The organism is Streptomyces lienomycini, assembly GCF_027947595.1.
GTDB classification, from domain to species: domain Bacteria; phylum Actinomycetota; class Actinomycetes; order Streptomycetales; family Streptomycetaceae; genus Streptomyces; species Streptomyces lienomycini.
The window spans coordinates 3,142,008-3,159,528 of sequence record NZ_CP116257.1 but is presented as its reverse complement, the minus strand read 5'-3'; the positions used below and the strand labels follow the sequence as shown (position 1 = coordinate 3,159,528).

The window sequence follows — 17,521 nt, the reverse complement described above, 5'->3', positions numbered from 1 at the left end:
CCCCATGACGGGCGTTGGGTGTGGGTGGTGCCCGGTGCTGCCGCCCGTCCGCTCCAGGTTAACCAAATGAGCGGGGGTGCGCTCTATGGGGCTCAAAAGATGGGAGAACCATTGCCCTTCGCCCCGCGCGCAGTTGACCCCAGTGTGCCCCGGTTCCTTCGCTTCCGCACCGTGCACAACTCACCCGTTCGGCCTATATCGGCGACCGCACTTGCGAATCCCGGCGGTGGCGGAGGCGCAGTTCAGTTCCCGTTGGCCGCCGCGCAAGCTCGCCATGGTCTGCTGCCCGTCGGCAACGGCTGTCTCGTGGGAGGACCGAGGCATGGAACTGCGCAGCGTCGAGGAGCTGATGGACCTGCTGTACGCCTGCCGGGGCGAGCGGGCCGCGGAGACGGGCGGTGGCCCCCGGGACCCGCACGGGCACGCGCTGCGGACGGCCGCGCTGCTGCGCCGGCGCCGGCCCGCCGACAAGGAGCTCCAGGTCGCCGGCCTGGTCTCCCCGTGGGCCGGCTGCTGTGGCCGGACGGCCCGGCCGCCCGGACCGCCGACGCGGTGCGACCCCTGCTCGGCGCGCGGGTCGCCCGCCTGTTGCGCCGGCAGGACCGCCCCGAGGCCTGGGCCCACGACGACGACCTGACCAGCCTGCGGCAGGCCGACGAGGAGGCCCGCACCGCCGTCTTCGACGCCGGGGTCCTGGAGGACTGGCGCACGGTGCTGGAACTGACGGCGGCGCGGAACTCCCGGCTGGGCCTCGTGGACTGAGCGCGACTACCGGCCGGGCTCCCCGGACTGAGGTCCCGTCACCACTTGCCGGGCGCGTAGTCCTTCAGGAAGACGCCGTACAGGTCCTCGCCCGCCTCGCCGCGCACGATGGGGTCGTAGACGCGGGCGGCTCCGTCGATCAGGTCGAGCGGGGCGTGGAAGCCGGCGTCGGCCAGCCGCAGCTTGTCGTAGTGGGGGCGCTCGTCGGTGATCCAGCCGGTGTCGACGGAGGTCATCAGGATCCGGTCGGTGTCGAACATCTCCTGTCCGCTGGTCCGGGTCACCATGTTCATGGCCGCCTTGGCCGCGTTGGTGTTCGGGTGGCCCGCGCCCTTGTAGCCGCGGGCGAACACGCCCTCCATCGCCGAGACGTTGACGACGTAGGCGCGGCCCGCGGGCGCCTGGCGCGCGGCCTCGGCCATCGACGGGCGCAGCGCGCTGATGAGGATGAACGGCGACGTGTAGTTGCACAGCTGGGTCTCGAGCAGTTCCACCGGGGTGATCTGCTCGATGGTCTGCACCCACGTGTTGGAGTCGACCACGTCGGGGACCAGGCCGCCCGCGTCGATGGCGGTGCCCTCCCGGTGCCGCACCACGCTGGCGTTGCCGGCGACCAGGGCGAGGTCGGCCACCTTCTGCGCGTCGAGCCCCGAGGCGCCCAGCGGCAGCGCGGCCAGGCCGTCGACCGCGCCGGAGTTGAAGGCGCCGATGACGTGGTGGGCGGGCAGTTCCCCGGCGGGCAGCGGGGCGCTCTCGCCCTCGACCAGCGCGGCGTACGCGGAGGGCAGGCGGCGCACGGTCTGGGTGGCGTTGTTGATCAGGATGTCGAGCGGCCCCTGCTCGGTGACCTGCTCGGCGAGGGCCACGGCCTGGGCGGGGTCGCGCAGGTCGATGCCGACGACCTCCAGGCGGTGCATCCAGTCCGCGGAGTCGTCCATGGCCTTGAAGCGGCGGATGGCGTCCTTGGGGAAGCGGGTGGTGATCGTGGTGTGCGCGCCGTCGCGCAGCAGCCTCAGCGCGATGTACATGCCGATCTTGGCCCGGCCGCCGGTGAGCAGCGCGCGCTTGCCGGTGAGGTCGGCGCGGGCGTCGCGGCGGGCCCGGTTCTCGGCGGCGCAGTCCTGGCAGAGCTGGTGGTAGAAGTAGTCGACCTCGGTGTAGCGCTGCTTGCAGATGTAGCAGGAGCGGGGGCGCTGGAGTATCCCCGCGATCGTGCCCTGCTCGGTGCGGGAGGAGGGCAGCAGGCCCTCGGTCTCGTCGTCGATGCGCTCGGCGGAGCCGGTGGCGGTGGCCTCGGTGACCGCCTTGTCGTGGGCGGTCTTGGCGGCCCGGCGCTCCTGGCGGCGGCGCTGCTTGACCATGCGGTAGATGTGCGAGGTGGCGCGGCGGACCCGGATCGCGTCGGGGTGGTCGACGTCGATTCCGTCGAGTTCCTCCAGCACGTCCAGGCAGACGGCGAGCCGCTCCGGGTCGATGCCGGGCCCGTGGGCGGAGGCGGTCAGCCCGTTCGCGGGCGCCTCGTCCGTGGTCGCCGAGCCGTCCTGTGTCACCGTCATCGCCGCTGCCGTTCCCTGGTCACCGTCGCGGCGCTCCGGGAGGCGACCGCTGTCGAACAGCGGATTTTATTCAGCGCGGCGCCCGGATCCAAACCGGACGGGGTCAGGGACGGCAGGCCGTGAGCAACGTCTCCACCTCCTCGGCCAGCGCCCGGGCCAACCGGTCGAGGTCGGGCACCGCCTTCGCGTCGGCCACCAGGCCGTAGTGGACCTGTCCGCGGTACGTCGAGACGGCCACCGCCAGCGAGTGGCCGCGGGCCAGCGGCGCCAGCGGGTAGACCTCGTTGAGCGGGTGTCCGCCGAGCCGCAGGCCGAGGCTCGGCAGGGGCACGCTGGTGACGAGGACGTCGAACCAGAGCCGGGCGGCCCCGGAGACCAGCGGCCCGCCGAGCCGGTGGCCGAGCGCCGGCACGTGGTCGGCGAGCAGGGCGACCGCTCCGGCGCCGCGCCCCGGTCCGGCGTCCTTGTTGCGGTCCATGGCGCCGCGGACCGTGCCGAGCCGGGAGAGGGGGTCCGGGTCGCCGACCGGCAGCCGCAGCAGGTACCCGGAGAGCCGGTTGCCCTGCGGGTGGGCGGTGCGCCCACGGCGTTTGGCAACGGGGATCAGCGCGCGGGGTGCGACGCCCTCGCTGCCGTCGCCGCGCTCGTCCAGCCAGCGGCGCAGGCCGCCGGCGACGACCGCGATCAGTACGTCGTTGACGGTGCCGCCGGTGGTCTTGCGGACGTGGTGCACGTCGTCGAGGTCGACGGCCACGCCCGCGATCCGGCGGGTGCCGGAGGGCTCGGCGGTGAGCGCGGCGCAGGAGCGCACGTCCAGCGTGGACAGGGCCGCCGCCGCGCCGATGTCCAGGGCGCGGCCCACGTCCGACAGGGCGTCGCGGAGCCTGCCGGGCAGCGTGCGCACGTCGGGCAGGAGCCCGCGCGCGGGCTGTGCGGGGCGGGGCCGGGGCGCGGGGAGGTCCATCGGGTCGAGGATCCCGGCGGCGAGGGTCAGGGCGCGCAGTCCGTCGGCCAGGGCGTGGTGGAACTTGAACAGCACGGCGAAGGAGCCGCCGTCCGCTCCCGGCAGCACGTGCGCCTCCCACGGCGGCCGGTCGCGGTCCAGGGGCTGTTCCATGAGACGGCCGGCCCGGGCGTGGAAGTCCGTGGTCGGGGCGTGCAGCCGGACGTGGTCGAGCGGGTCGAAGCGAGGGTCGGGTTCGCGGGTCGCGCCGCCGAACGAGAGGGGCGCCCGCAGGGCCGGCGGGGGCTGCCAGACGTCCCGGATCCGCATCCGCAGTCCGGGCACCGCGGGCGCGCGGGCCGCGAGCAGGTCCGCCGCGAGGGCGCCGGCGGTGGGCGAGGCGGCCTCGAAGACGCCGAGGGCGCCGAGGTGCATGGGGTGCTCGGGGGACTCAATGTTCCAGAACGCCAGGTCGAGGGGAGCGAGCGGATCGGGAGGAGTCAAGGTGCTGCCTCGCATGGACGACGGATGGACAAGCAGTCAATCGCTCTCCGCCGATTACGGTCAAGTACGGTCACGTTACGCTCGGTCAACACGAGGTCGAAGACCCGCCCCGTCCCGCCCCCGTCGGGCGGGGACGGGACGGGGCGACTCATGGGGCGCCTGCGCTTCCACCGGCTCAGGTCAGCGGCGGCGGCACCGCCTCCGCCGAGGTTCCCCACCCGGACGGCTGCGGGCCGACCGTGAACGCGAGCGACCGCGCGGAGCGCAGGGCGTCCGTCGTCAGCCAGGTCCGGGCGTAGGCCGATCCGTCGGTGCGGGCCGACTGGATGTACCGGTCGGAGTCCGAGGTGCCGGGCGCGGTGATCGTCAGGGCGCCGCGCGGGTAGTAGCGCCGGTCGAGGGTGAGGTCGACACGGTCGAAGACCGGGGTGGACAGGCCCCAGGTGTCGTATCCGGGCTGGATCGGGAAGATCCCGATCGAGGACAGCACGTTCCAGGCGGACATGGTCCCGAGGTCGTCGTTGCCGGTCATACCGGTCGGCGTGTCCGTGAACAGGGTGAGCGCCGCGTGCACCACGTCGGTCGTCTTCCACGGCTGCCCGGTCGACAGGTAGGTGTACGGGGCGATGAGGTCGGGTTCGTTCTGCGGGTTGTACTTGTCGGCGTTGTAGTAGTCGTACGGCCCGTTCACCCACACCTCGCGGGCGGTCCTCGCCGGGTCCGCGAGCAGCTGGTCGTAGGCGAAGAAGGAGTCGAGCCGGTCGGTCGCGGCCCCGGTGCCGCCGATGAGGTCGATCATGCCGGGCAGGTCCTGCGGCACCAGCCACTGGTACTGCCAGGAGGTGCCCTCGTGGAAGCCCTCGCTCTGCGCCGGGTCGGCCGGGCCGGTGAAGGCGCCCTCTGCGTCACGGGCGCGGAAGAAGCCGGTGGAGGGGTCGAAGACGTTGCGGTAGCTCTGGGCGCGCTCCGCGTACCGCTTCGCGTCCGCGTCGTGGCCGAGGTCGCGGGCCATGCGGGAGAGCACGGCGTCGGACAGGGCGTACTCCAGGGTGGCGGAGGCGCCGTGGTCGTAGTCGGAGTCGCCGGGCTTGGCGTGCGGGCGGCCCTTGACGTAGGGCGCGAAGCCGTCGGCGAGGTACTCGCGGTTGGCCTCCCGGCCGACGGCGGGCGAGTCGGCGGGCGGGACGCCGTCGGCGTTCTTCTTCAGCGCCCGGTAGGCCCGCTCCTCCCAGCCGTGCAGCAGGCCCTGCTGGTAGGCGTTGGTGAGGAAGGGGGTCACCGGGTCGCCCGTCATGATGTTGGTCTCGACGGTGCCGTAGCCCCACTTGGGCAGCCAGCCGCTCTCCTCGTCGATCTTGATGACGGAGATCGCCATGTCCCGGGCCTCGCGGGGCGCGAGCAGGGACAGGAGCTGGGACTGGGTGCGGTAGGTGTCCCACAGCGACCAGTTCTGGTAGTACGTGAAGCCCTTGGCGCGGTGGATCTCCTGGTCCCAGCCGGTGTAGCGGCCGTCGACGTCGCTGCCGACGTTGGGGGCGAGGAAGGACCGGTACAGGGACGAGTAGAAGGTGCGGCGCAGGGTGTCGTCGCCGCCCCGGACCCGGACGTCGTCCAGCCGCTTCTCCCAGGTGCGCTGTGCGCCCCGGCGTACGGAGTCGAAGGCGTGCCCGCCCTCGGCGCGCAGGTTGAGCGCGGCGCCGCGCGCGTCCACGTAGGACAGGGCGGTGGTGGCCTCGACGGTGCGGTCCTTCGTGGTGTCGAACCGGACGTAGGCGCCGCCGGCGCCGGTCTTCGCGCCCGCGGTCACGGTGCCGTCGTCCCAGGTGCCGTAGGAGGCGAAGGGCCGGTCGAAGCGCGTGATCGTGTAGACGGTGTAGGGCTTCGTGTCCTGGCAGAAGCCGCTGCCGGTGATCGCGGTGCGCACGGTGCGGCTGTCGAGGACCTCGACCTTGGTGGAGATGTTCCTGTGCAGCGACTGGCCGGCGTTGAGCAGGACGTTGGCCTTGTCGGTGGCCGGGAAGGTGTAGCGCTGCACGCCGGTGCGCTCGGTGGCGGTCAGTTCCGCGTCGACGCCGGAGTCGAGACCGACGCGGTAGTAGCCGGGGCTCGCCTCCTCGTCGTCGTGGCTGAAGGAGGCGGCGTACTTCGCGTAGTCCGTCTCGGTGACGTCCCCGGTGGTCGGCAGGACCGGCAGGTCGCCGCCGAGGCCGCAGCCGACGCCGGAGAGGTGGACCAGGGAGAAGCCGCGGATGCGGGTGTCGGAGTGGTCGTAGCCGGTGTTGTGGCCGGTGTCCGGCGAGAACTGCACCATGCCGAAGGGCACGGCGGCGCCGGGGTAGGTGTTGCCCTCGTTCTCCGTCCCGATGAACGGGTTCACGAGGTCGGTCAGGTGCGGGGCGGTCGTCGGGGCGGCCTGCGCCGCCGGGGCGGTGAGCAGCGCGGACGCTGCCACCACCCCGGCCACGCACAGCCGCAGACGCCGGGTGCCTCTCATGTGCGGTGACCTCCGGAAGGCCTGCGGTGTCGTGCGGTCGTTCGTTGAGTGAGGGTGATCAGGCGGTGCAGCCCGCCGGGGTGGGCCGGGACGCGTCGTGGATGAGGGCCTCCTGGGCGGCCTTGACCCGTTCGACGTCCGGCTTGAGCACCTTGCGGTCGTACGTCGTCAGGCCGTTCAGCTCGCCTTCGACGTCCGAGATCTGGGTGTAGACGGCGCCGTTGCTGCCCCGGCAGACCAGGGCGCGCACCTCGTCGAGCTTGGTGAGGTAGTCGTCGGTGTACGTCTGCGGGTCGACGTCGACGTACGACTGCTGCACGGACCAGGCGTGGCCGGGCACCGCCAGGCCGAGGCCGCCGTACTCACCCGTGACCAGGGCCCGTTCGCCGTCCGGGGAGGGCGGCAGCGCGGGGCTCGGGTAGCCGTGCTCGTCCATGATGTCGCCGGCGCCGCCGTCGGCCCCGAGGTTCAGGCCGGACTGGTTGTTGACGAGCCGGGTCGGGTCCCAGGCCTTGGCCTGCGCGGCGACGCGGCCGATGTCGTACTGGCCCCAGCCCTCGTTGAAGGTGACCCACATGATGATCGACGGATGGCTGACGTGTTCGTCGATCATCTCCTTCATCTCGCGCTCGTACTCGGCGCGGGCGGCGGTGGACGGGTTCTTCCCGGCGGTCATCGCGGGCATGTCCTGCCACACCATCAGGCCCAGCCTGTCGGCCCAGTAGAACCAGCGGTCGGGCTCGACCTTGATGTGCTTGCGCACCGAGTTGAAGCCGAGCTGCTTGTGCAGCTTCAGGTCGTACGCGAGGGCTTCGTCGGTGGGCGCGGTGTGCAGTCCGTCGGGCCAGAAGCCCTGGTCGAGGGTGGCCATCAGGAAGGTCGGCTTCCCGTTGAGCATGGTGCGCGGGACGCCGTTCACCTTCTCGACGGCGATGGAGCGCATCCCGAAGTAGCTCTCGACCCGGTCGTGTCCGACGGTGACCTTCAGGTCGTACAGGAACGGGTCGTCGGGCGACCACAGGCGCGGGTCCCGGATCTTCAGGGTCAGCGGCTCGCCGGTGCGTCCGCTGACGGTGGCGACCTTGCGGTGCCCGGCGTACGCCGTGGCCTTGACGCGTACGCCGTCGCGCACGCCCTTCGGCTCGACGGTCAGGGTGCTCGCCGCGCCGTCGACGTGCGGGGTGAGCTTCAGCGAGTCCACGTGGTCCCGGGCGACCGGCTCCATCCAGACGGTCTGCCAGATGCCGGAACTGGGCGTGTACCAGATGCCGCTCGGGTCCAGGCGCTGCTTGCCGAGCGGCGGGTTCTCGCCGTTGGCCGCGTCGGTCGGGTCGTAGACGCCGACGATCAGCTCCTGGGTGCGGCCCGGCTTGAGGGCGTCGGTGACGTCGGCGCTGAACTTGTCGTAACCGCCCTTGTGGTCGGCGACCTTGACGCCGTTGACGTACACCTCGGACTGCCAGTCGACGGCGCCGAAGTTCAGCTTCAGCCGCTGGGCGGACCCGATGTGCCAGTCGCGGGGCACGGTGAAGGTGCGGCGGTACCACATGCGGTCCTCGTGCCGCTGGATGCCGGAGAGCTGGGACTCCACCGGGTACGGGACGAGGATGCGCTCCTTCAGGTTCTTGCCGACCGGCGGCTGCTCGCCGTCCTCGGCGGCGGCGAACTGCCAGCGGCCGTTGAGGTTCCGCCAGTCGTCGCGCGTCAACTGCGGGCGCGGGTACTCGGGCAGGGCGTTGTCCGGCCCGACCTCGTCGGCCCAGTCGGTGCGCAGCTCGTATGTGGACTGGTTGCCGCCGCTGCTCCAGAAGGCGTTGACAACGTTGCCCTGGGCGTCGGTGAGGCCGCCCTCGCCGTCGTAGCGGACGTCGGCGGTGCCGGGGGCGTCACCGTCCTTGTTGCCGACGACGGGCTGGTCGAGGGCGACGAGCAGGGCGCTGGGGTCGGCGGGGTCGACCCTGGTCTCGCCGAGCGGCCAGGTGGCTCCGCCGATCACCGCTTCGAGGTGGTCGGTGAGACCGGCCGGGGCCGCGGCCAGGGGGCTCGCGAAGTCCAGCTTGAGGGTGCGGCCGGTGGACTGGACGGTGGTCGCCGTCGCGCCGTTGTAGTCGAAGCCGTCGGGCAGGCGGAACGCCGACTGCGGGATCGCCTCCTTGCCGCCGCCGGGCTCGGTCCAGCGCAGGTGGAGGTTGGAGCCGCCGTAGTGCTCGAAGTACTCCAGCTTGATGTCGTAGGACTGGCCGGCCGTCAGCTCGACGGGCTGGGAGGTCTGTTCGCGGTCCCAGTCGTCGACCCAGTGGTCGATGGCGAGCTGTCCGCCGACCCAGAGGCGGAAGCCGTTGTCGCCGGTGATCGAGAAGGTGTGGGCGCCGCTCTTCTCCGGGACGAGCTTGCCGGTCCAGCGGACGTTCACGTCGTCCGACTGGCCGGTGGCGAAGGCGAGTCTCGGCTCCAGGGTGTTGAAGTCGAGCTGCGGGTCGAAGCCGGTGGCCTTGAGTTCGTGGAAGTCGAAGGCGCCGGGGGCGGACTGGGTGTAGTACTCGCCCTTCAGGCCGTGGATCTCCGCGGTGTCGTTGTCGTCGGCCGCGTTCGCCGCCGGGACGGCGGCGAGGCCCGCGACGCCGAGTGCGGCGGCTAGCAGCAGCGCGAGTCTGTCTCTGAGTCGTTTGGTGCGCACTGACCCTCTCCTCGAGAACGGGTGGTGGCTGATGGCTCAGGACATCGATGTCATACATCGATGTAACGGCGGATGTGCAGAGGCATGACAACACGGATTCCGCTTGACGTCCAGGGACATGACAACGGCCCCGGGTTGCACCCGCGCCACGCGCCGCCCCGGGGCCGTCGTCCGTCCGTCACGGCACCCGCTGCTCCTTGCCCAGCGCGATCACGCCGCCCTTGGAGACGGTGTACAACTCGCCGTCCCGCTGCGGGTTGACGCCGATCGTCGCGCCCGGCGGCACCTGAACGTTCTTGTCCAGCACCGCCCCGCGCACCACCGCGCCCCGGCCGATGTGCACGTTGTCGTGCAGCACCGAGCCCTGCACGACCGCGCCCGGGTCGACCACCACGCCCGGCGAGAGCACCGACCGGGTGACCTGCCCCCGGATCAGGCAGCCCGCGCTGACGATCGACTCGCCCGCGATGCCACCCCCGTTGAAGCGGGCGGGCGAGAGCTGGGTGGAGTGGGTGTAGACCGGCCAGTCCCGGTTGGAGAGGTTGAACGCCGGCCGCTCGGCGATCAGGTCCATGTGCGCGTCGTAGTAGGCGTCCAGCGTGCCCACGTCCCGCCAGTAGCCCTGGTCCCGGGAGGTCTCCCCCGGCACGTGGTTGGCGCTGAAGTCGTACAGCGCGGCCTCGCCCCGCTCGGTGAGCTGGGGCAGGATCGAACCGCCCATGTCGTGCACGGAGTTCTCGTCCTCGGCGTCCCGGTGCAGCGCCTCGACGAGGGCCTTGGTGGTGAAGACGTAGTTGCCCATCGAGGCGAAGACGCACCCGGGGTCGTCGGCGAGGCCGGGAGGGTCGGCGGGCTTCTCCAGGAAGCCGGTGACGGTCTGCCCGTCGGAGCCGGGGGTGATGACGCCGAAGGACGGCGACTCGGCGCGCGGGACGCGTATCCCCGCGACGGTGACGCCCGCGCCGGACTCGATGTGCTGGGCGAGCATCTGGCGCGGGTCCATCCGGTACACGTGGTCGGCGCCGAAGACGGCGACGTACTCGGGCTGTTCGTCGTACACCAGGTTCAGTGACTGCAGGATCGCGTCGGCGCTGCCGAGGAACCAGCGCGGGCCGAGGCGCTGTTGGGCGGGGACGGGGGTGACGTAGTTGCCGAGCAGGCTGGACATCCGCCAGGTGGTGGTGATGTGCCGGTCCAGGGAGTGCGACTTGTACTGGGTGAGGACGCAGATGCGCAGGATGTCGCCGTTGACCAGGTTGGACAGCACGAAGTCGACCAGCCGGTAGGTGCCGCCGAAGGTGACCGCGGGTTTGGCGCGGTCCGCGGTCAGGGGCATCAGGCGCTTGCCCTCTCCGCCCGCCAGCACGATGCCGAGCACCGAAGGACCTCCACGACGCATGGCCGCTCCCCTCACCCTCGTCCTCGGCCACCCCGGGGCGGGGCGGCTCAAGCCTGCTTGAGGATCTCCTCGTAGAGCCGGACGGTGCGGCGCGCGACCGCGTCCCAGCCGAACTCCTCCACCGCGCGCGCCCGGCCCGCCTCGCCCATCCGCCGGGCGCCCTCCGGGTCGCCGAGGACGGAGTCCAGCGCGTGCGCGAGACCGGCCTCGAAGTCCTCGTCCCCGCCGCTCCCGACGCTGTCCCTGGTCACGAGTACCCCCGTTTCGCCGTCGGCCACGACCTCGGGGATGCCGCCGACCCGGGAGGCCACGACGGGGGTGCCGCAGGCCATCGCCTCCAGGTTGACGATGCCGAGGGGTTCGTACACGGAGGGGCAGACGAAGACGGCGGCGTGGGTCAGGAGTTGGATCACCTCCGGGCGCGGCAGCATGCGCGGGATCCAGTGCACTCCCTCGCGGGCGCGGCTCAGCCCGGCGAAGAGGTCGCGGAACTCCCGGTCGATCTCGGGGGTGTCAGGGGCGCCCGCGCACAGGACGACCTGTGCGGCCGGGTCGATCTCCCGTACCGCGCGCAGCAGATGGGGCACACCCTTCTGACGGGTGATGCGGCCGACGAACAGGACGTACGGGCGGGAGCGGTCCAGGCCGATCCGGTCCAGCGCGTCCGTGCCGGGGTCGGGCCGGTAGAGGCCGGTGTCGATGCCGTTGTGCACGACGTGGACCCTGGAGGCGTCGAGGGCCGGGTAGCAGCCGAGGACGTCCTCGCGCATGGCGCCCGAGACGGCGATCACCGCGTCGGCCGCCTCGGCCGCGGTGCGCTCGGCCCAGCCGGACAGGGTGTAACCGCCGCCGAGCTGCTCGGCCTTCCAGGGGCGCAGGGGCTCCAGGGAGTGCGCGGTCATCACGTGCGGGACGCCGTACAGGAGTTTGGCGAGGTGGCCGCCGAGGTTGGCGTACCAGGTGTGGGAGTGCACCAGTTCGCGGCCTTCGAGGGCGGCGGTCATGGCGAGGTCCACGGAGAAGGTGCGCAGCGCGTCGTTGGCGCCGTCGAGCGCGGACCACGGGCGGTGGCGCAGCACACCGTCGCCGCGGCCCTCGCCCCAGCTGTGCACGTCCAGGTCGACGAGGCGGGCGAGTTCCCGGGCGAGGAACTCGACGTGGACACCGGCACCCCCGTACACGTCCGGCGGGAACTCACGCGTCAGCAGTCCCACGCGCACCCGGAACCTCCCGTCTCGGCGGCTGGTTCCCTCATGGTCACCCAGACCGGGCCCCCGGGGAAGAGCGCGGGGGCCCCGGCGGCCGCGAGAAGCAGCAGTCGCCGCAGACCCCGGCCCCGGGCACCCGGTAGTACAGGCAGCAGCTGCGGCGCCGGAAGGAGATCCCGGCGGGGGTGGCGGTGAGGTCGCCGGTCGCGGCGAGCAGGGGGTGCGCGAGCAGGCCGGCGGTCAGCGACCGGGCGTGGGCGGCGGTGTCCGTGCGGCCGTCGCGGCGGGCCCGGCGGTCCAGTTCCCGGCCGGCGCCGGCCAGGGCCGAGGCCGCGTTGCCCCACAGCAGACCGGTCGCCACGCCGTACCGGGTGTGCACGGCGGCCGTCAGGGGCGCCAGGTGGGCGGTGAGCACGACGTCCGCGACGGTGGCCGTGTCGCCCGGCAGGGGGCGCACCTCGGCGAGCCACAGGTCGTCGGGGGCGCCGGCGTCGGGGTCCCAGCGCAGCAGCTCCGGGGCGAGGTCGGGCACCCGGCCGTACAGGGCGGCGCACGCCAGCGTCACCGACCAGAGGCGTGCCGCCAGCCCCTGCTGGGCCACGGAGGCCGCGACCCGGGCCTCGGGGGCGCCGAGCGCCGCGGCGACCTTCCGTACGCGGAAGCCCAGCGGGTCCCGCTCGACCGGAACGTGAACGTCCGGCACCCCTTCCACGGATGCAGGTGTGTACACGTGTGCGAGAGGCGTGAAGGCGGCCCCTCGCCGGGGCGGCGACGGCAGCCGCGAGGTGTGCAGGACGGAGAAGCCGCCGAGCGGGCGGAGTGCGGCGAGGGCGGGGTCGAGGTCCACGGAGAGCAGTAGTATCAAGGCGGTTGAGGGGCTGAGTCGGGGGTCCCGGGTCGCGAGTCGCCCACCCTGGGGAGGACGGCGGCGCTCTCGTACTCCATCGGTAGTAGGACCCGAAGAATGCTCAGGGACGACGACGGGAAGACCCTGAGACGGCATCGTGTTGTTCATGGATGACGACCGTTCGCCGCGCCGGGCCCCGTGCCCCCGCCCCACGCAGAGGACCAGCCGATGAGCGCCCTCGCGTTGTCCGTGCTGCTGTCGCTCGTGTCCGCCGTGGCGTACGCGGGCGGAGCGATCGTGCAGGAGCAGGTCGCGGCGTCGTCACCGGGTGCCCAGTACGCTCCGCTGCGCCGGCCGGGCTGGTGGGCGGCGGTCGCGCTCAACGGCCTCGGCGGTCTGCTGCACGTGGTCGCGCTCGCCCTCGGCCCGCTGAGCCTGGTGCAGCCGCTCGGAGCGCTCACCATCGTGTTCGCGCTGCCCATGGCGGCGTTCTTCGTCGGCCGCAGGGCCGGGGCGACGGCGTGGCGGGGCGCGCTGATGGCGACGGTCGGTCTCGCCGGTCTGCTGTCCCTGGTGGGCGCGTCCGACGCGCAGTCCCTGGGCACGGCGCAGCGCGTCGGGGCGGCCCTGGTCACCGGTGGGGTGGTCCTGGCGCTGATGATCGCCGGGCGGGCCGCGCACCGGCACCCGGCGGTCCGCAGCATCCTGCTGGCCACCGCGTCCGGCATAGCTTTCGGCATGTCCTCGGTCTTCACCAAGACGGTCGCCGTCGACTGGACCGGCGGGGTCTCCGCCGCCGACCTGCCGTCGCTGGCCGTGATCGGCGTGCTCGCCACGGCCGGCATGCTGCTGTCCCAGGCCTCCTACCGGGGCGCGGGTCTCGCCGCCCCGCTGGCCACGCTGACCGTCGTCAATCCGGTGGTCGCCGCCGTCGTCGGCATCACGATGTTCGGCGAGACGTTCCGGTACGGCACGACCGGTACCGTGCTCGCCCTGGGCTGCGCCGTGGTGGCGGCGGGAGGACTGATCCTGCTGACGACGGAGCGGATCGCGCGGGAGGCCACCGAGGACTCCGTCGGGGCGGCCGAGGCCGCGATCCCGGCGGCGGTCGCGACGGCGGCCGGGGCGGAGGCTACGGCGACGGTCGGTCCGGCGTTCGCGGACGTACCGGTCGAGGAGAATCGGTTCCCGGACGGGAGCGGGAGTGAGAACGGGAGCGGGAGTGGGACCGCGGGCGAGGACCAGGGGCGACGCGGGGCCCCGGTGGTCCGGCTGTCCGACAAGGTCTTCGTGCCCTCGCCGGTGGCACCGCCTGGTTCGGACACCGCTGCCGCCGAGGTGGCGTACGACGCCCCGGAGCGGGCGGAGAGCGACGATCTGCCGCTCTCCTACGGCCCCTTCTACGGCGGACCGTTCGTCCCACCGCCCGTGTTCGGCCGCCGGCGGGTCCGGATCAGATCCTGACGCCACCGGCCCGCAGGTACGCCAGTGGGTCCACGTCCGAACCGAAGCCGGGCCCCGTCCGCACCTCGAAGTGCAGATGCGGGCCCGTCACGTTGCCCGTGGAACCGGAGCGCCCGAGACGCTGGCCGACACCCACCGACTGTCCGTCCTTGACGGAGATCGCGGAGAGGTGGGCGTACTGGGAGAAGCGGCCGTCGCCGTGCCGGACCACCACCTGGTAGCCGTACGAGCCGCCCCACCCCGCGCTGACGACCCGGCCGGCCGCGATCGACTTGACGGAGGTACCGGTGGGGACGGGGAAGTCGACGCCGGTGTGGTAGCCCTTCGACCAGGACGAGCCCGCCTTGTGGTACGGCGTGCCGGTGGCGGCGTCGACGGGGGCCACGACGGCTTGGTGGGTGGTGGCTTTGCCGGCCTTCGCCTCCTCCTTGGCCTTGGCCCCGTCCTTGGCCTTGCCGCCGTCGGCGGGGGCCGACTTCTTCGGCGCCTTCGGCTGCTTCTGCTGCGGGGCCTGTTTCCGCTGCTGGGGCTGCTCGGCCGGCTTCTGCCGCTTGGGCGCTTCCGTACGGGGCGCCGTGGTGGCGCCCTCGCCGCGCAGGGACAGGTCCTGGCCGGGCAGGATCAGATCGGGGTCCGATCCGACCGCTTGGCGGTTGGCCTCGTACAGGCGCTGCCAGCCGCCCGGGACCTGGTGGGCGTCGGCGATGCCGGAGAGGGTGTCGCCGGTGACCACGGTGTACATCCGGGCCGTGCCCGCCCGGGACTGCGGTGTCGTCTGGGGGCGGACGTCCTTGACCGGGTCGGACTTCTTCACCGGCTTCTTCGCGGACTTCTCGCGGGTCTGCCCGGTGCCCTTCGCCTGCCCCGTCCCCCCGGCCGGCCGGATGTCGGGCGTGTCGCCGCCCCGGGTCAGTCCGGCCCGCTGCGAGCACACCGGCCAGGCGCCGGGGCCCTGTCCGTCGAGTACCTTCTCGGCGACGGCGATCTGCTGGTCCTTGGTGGCCAGGTCGGCGCGCGGAGCGTACCGGGTGCCGCCGAAGGCCTCCCAGGTGGTCTGGGTGAACTGCAGCCCACCGTAGTAGCCGTTGCCGGTGTTGATGTCCCAGTCGTCGGTGGACTCGCAGGCGGCGACCTTGTCCCAGGTCTCCACGTCGGCGGCGTGGGCCGTGCCGGTGCCGATGAGTGGGAGGGCCAGGCCCGCGCTGCCCGCGGTGACGGTCAGTGAGGCGCGGTTGATCCTGTTCGGCTGATACCGGCGGTGCCGGCCGCGTACGGCCATGGAGGTCCCCCTCGACATTGCGTCAGGAGGGGCAAAAGTAAGCGCCGCGAACTGGCCATGACAAGACGGCAACCGGCCGGTTGGACACGCCGACTGGCCGGTAAGGAGCGGCCGTTGGCCGGATGGGGCGTGCGCCCGCTGAGGCACCGGGCCCCTCCCGCCCGTACTGGAGCCCCGGGAGCACAAAGTGCGACCGGCGTACCGGCACGTCAGCATGGTCGAGCGGCGAAACCGGCGATACTGGCCAGCACCGGCCACACGGACAAAGGACACCCCGGCCACCCCGGCCACCATCCCCACCACGGCCACGGCACCACGGCACCACGAATACTGGCACCACGGACGACACAGGCACCACGGACACCAAGGTCACTAGGAGCCAACCCAATGAGCACTACAGCGCAGATCGGCGTCACGGGTCTCGCGGTCATGGGCCGCAACCTCGCCCGCAACTTCGCCCGCAACGGCTACACGGTCGCGGTGCACAACAGGACCGCGTCGCGTACGCACGCACTGGTGGAGGAGTTCGGCGGCGAGGGCGACTTCGTCGCGACCGAGACCGCCAAGGAGTTCGTGGCGGCACTGGAACGGCCCCGACGCCTGGTGATCATGGTGAAGGCCGGCGACCCGACCGACGCGGTGATCCGGGAGTTCGCCCCGCTCCTGGAGCCCGGCGACATGATCATCGACGGTGGCAACGCGCACTTCGCGGACACCCGGCGCCGGGAGCGCGAACTGCGCGAGCAGGGCATCCACTTCGTGGGCACCGGCATCTCGGGCGGCGAGGAGGGCGCGCTGAACGGCCCGAGCATCATGCCCGGCGGCTCGAAGGAGTCGTACGAGTCGCTCGGCCCGATGCTGGAGAAGATCTCGGCGAAGGCGGCGGACGAGGCGCCCTGTGTGACGCACGTCGGTCCGGACGGCGCCGGACACTTCGTGAAGATGGTGCACAACGGCATCGAGTACGCCGACATGCAGCTGATCGGCGAGGCGTACCAGCTGCTGCGCGACGTCGCCGGGTACTCCCCCGCGCAGATCGCCGAGATCTTCCGCACCTGGAACACCGGCCGCCTGGACTCGTACCTGATCGAGATCACGGCCGAGGTCCTGTCGCACGTGGACGCGGCGACGGGCGAGCCGTTCGTGGACGTGGTGGTCGACCAGGCGGAGCAGAAGGGCACCGGCCGCTGGACGGTGCAGATCGCCCTGGACCTGGGCGTGCCGGTGTCGGGCATCGCGGAGGCCGTCTTCGCGCGCTCCCTGTCCGGTCACGCGGCGCTGCGTGACGCCTCGCGCGGCCTGGCGGGCCCGAAGGCGTCCCCGCTCGGCGAGTCGGAGGCGGCCGCCTTCGCCGACCGCGTCGAGCAGGCGCTGTACGCGTCGAAGATCGTGTCGTACACGCAGGGCTTCCACGAGATCGCGGCGGGCAGCGAGGAGTACGACTGGGACATCGACCTCGGCGCGGTCTCCGCGATCTGGCGCGGGGGCTGCATCATCCGCGCCGCCTTCCTGGACCGCATCCGCGCCGCGTACGACGCCCGGCCGGACCTGCCGAGCCTGCTGTCGGACGAGACCTTCGCCCAGGAGATCGCCGCCGCGCAGGACGACTGGCGCGAGGTCCTGGTCGCCGCGACCCGGCAGGGCGTACCGACGCCGGGCTTCGCCGCCGCCCTCGCCTACTACGACGCCCTGCGCGCCGAGCGGCTCCCGGCCGCACTGACGCAGGGGCAGCGGGACTTCTTCGGCGCGCACACGTACCGCAGGACGGACCGGGACGGCGCGTTCCACACGCTGTGGGGCGGGGACCGGTCGGAGGTCACGGCGTAGTACGGCGTAGTCCGGAGGCGGTGGGGCCGACGGGAGCGGTACGACCGCGAGATCGGCGGGACCGTGGGATCGGCGGCGGCGGTGGGCCGCCCGTCACTGGAGGCGCCCGCCGCACCCGTGTGCCCTACTGCTGCTGATCCGCGTCGACCGCCCCGCCCTGCGCCTCCCTTCGCACGTCCCACGCACCCCGCCGCACGTCGCCGCACCTCGCACGTCGCTCAGGTGAGGGGTGGCCCCGGCTCCGGGCTGGGCACCGGCTCGGGCCCCGGCGGGATCGGTGACGGTGCGGGTCCGGGCGGCCCCGGAGGGTCGGGCGGCGGTTGAGGACCGGGCCCCGGGGGCGGTGGGGTGGGCTGCGGACCTGGGCCGGGAGGCTGGGGGGTCGGCTGCGGCGCGGGCCCCGGGCCGGGTCCGGGAGGCGGAGGGGTGGGTTCCGGGCCGGGGACCGGCGGTGTCACCGGGTCCGGCTGCGGCTGCGGGGGTTCCGGGTCCGGCCCCGGAGCGGGTCCTGGGGTGGGCCCGGGTGGCACGGGATCCGGTTGCGGGTTCGTCATGGCGCTG

10 protein-coding genes and 1 pseudogene are annotated in these 17,521 nt (G+C 72.7%); 3 read left to right on the top strand and 8 right to left on the bottom strand.

What is annotated here, in order from left to right; all coding sequences use genetic code 11:
* Window positions 1–322 precede the first annotated feature (322 nt).
* A pseudogene (locus BJ961_RS14145) lies at window positions 323–762 on the top strand (hypothetical protein).
* 38 nt (window positions 763–800) lie between these two features.
* On the opposite strand, the gene BJ961_RS14140 reads toward BJ961_RS14145, so the two are convergent.
* From BJ961_RS14140 to BJ961_RS14110, 7 genes are all read right to left on the bottom strand, one after another.
* Entirely contained in the window at window positions 801–2,318 is a 1,518-nt protein-coding gene (locus BJ961_RS14140; RefSeq protein WP_271413161.1) for an SDR family NAD(P)-dependent oxidoreductase, read from the bottom strand.
* 103 nt (window positions 2,319–2,421) lie between these two features.
* Window positions 2,422–3,780 (bottom strand): wax ester/triacylglycerol synthase family O-acyltransferase, encoded by a 1,359-nt coding sequence (locus tag BJ961_RS14135; RefSeq protein ID WP_271413160.1) that lies wholly within the window; start codon window positions 3,778–3,780, stop codon window positions 2,422–2,424.
* Between the two features lie 160 nt (window positions 3,781–3,940).
* The gene (locus BJ961_RS14130) at window positions 3,941–6,259 is read right to left on the bottom strand and encodes a GH92 family glycosyl hydrolase (protein WP_271413159.1); all 2,319 of its coding nucleotides are present in this window, start codon (window positions 6,257–6,259) and stop codon (window positions 3,941–3,943) included.
* Between the two features lie 58 nt (window positions 6,260–6,317).
* On the bottom strand, window positions 6,318–8,936 hold the full coding sequence (locus tag BJ961_RS14125; protein ID WP_271413158.1) for a PA14 domain-containing protein: 2,619 nt from the start codon (window positions 8,934–8,936) through the stop codon (window positions 6,318–6,320).
* Between the two features lie 178 nt (window positions 8,937–9,114).
* Entirely contained in the window at window positions 9,115–10,335 is a 1,221-nt protein-coding gene (gene glgC, locus BJ961_RS14120) for a glucose-1-phosphate adenylyltransferase (RefSeq protein WP_271413157.1), read from the bottom strand.
* A gap of 47 nt (window positions 10,336–10,382) precedes the next feature.
* The gene (gene glgA, locus BJ961_RS14115; RefSeq protein WP_271413156.1) at window positions 10,383–11,555 is read right to left on the bottom strand and encodes a glycogen synthase; all 1,173 of its coding nucleotides are present in this window, start codon (window positions 11,553–11,555) and stop codon (window positions 10,383–10,385) included.
* A gap of 37 nt (window positions 11,556–11,592) precedes the next feature.
* A complete protein-coding gene (locus BJ961_RS14110; RefSeq protein ID WP_271413155.1) occupies window positions 11,593–12,390 on the bottom strand; it encodes a (2Fe-2S)-binding protein in 798 nt (265 codons plus the stop codon).
* Window positions 12,391–12,618: 228 nt separating this feature from the next.
* Between BJ961_RS14110 and BJ961_RS14105 the strand changes: the two genes are divergently transcribed.
* Window positions 12,619–13,854: a DMT family transporter gene (locus tag BJ961_RS14105; protein ID WP_271413154.1), complete on the top strand. Its 1,236-nt coding sequence runs from the start codon at window positions 12,619–12,621 to the stop codon at window positions 13,852–13,854.
* Here the strand turns inward: BJ961_RS14105 and BJ961_RS14100 are convergent.
* On the bottom strand, window positions 13,844–15,133 hold the full coding sequence (locus BJ961_RS14100) for a transglycosylase family protein (protein WP_271413153.1): 1,290 nt from the start codon (window positions 15,131–15,133) through the stop codon (window positions 13,844–13,846). The genes BJ961_RS14105 and BJ961_RS14100 overlap by 11 nt on opposite strands.
* 387 nt (window positions 15,134–15,520) lie before the next feature.
* Between BJ961_RS14100 and gndA the strand changes: the two genes are divergently transcribed.
* Complete coding sequence (gndA, locus tag BJ961_RS14095; RefSeq protein WP_271413152.1) at window positions 15,521–16,960, top strand: NADP-dependent phosphogluconate dehydrogenase; 1,440 nt, start codon at window positions 15,521–15,523, stop codon at window positions 16,958–16,960.
* Window positions 16,961–17,521 lie beyond the last annotated feature (561 nt).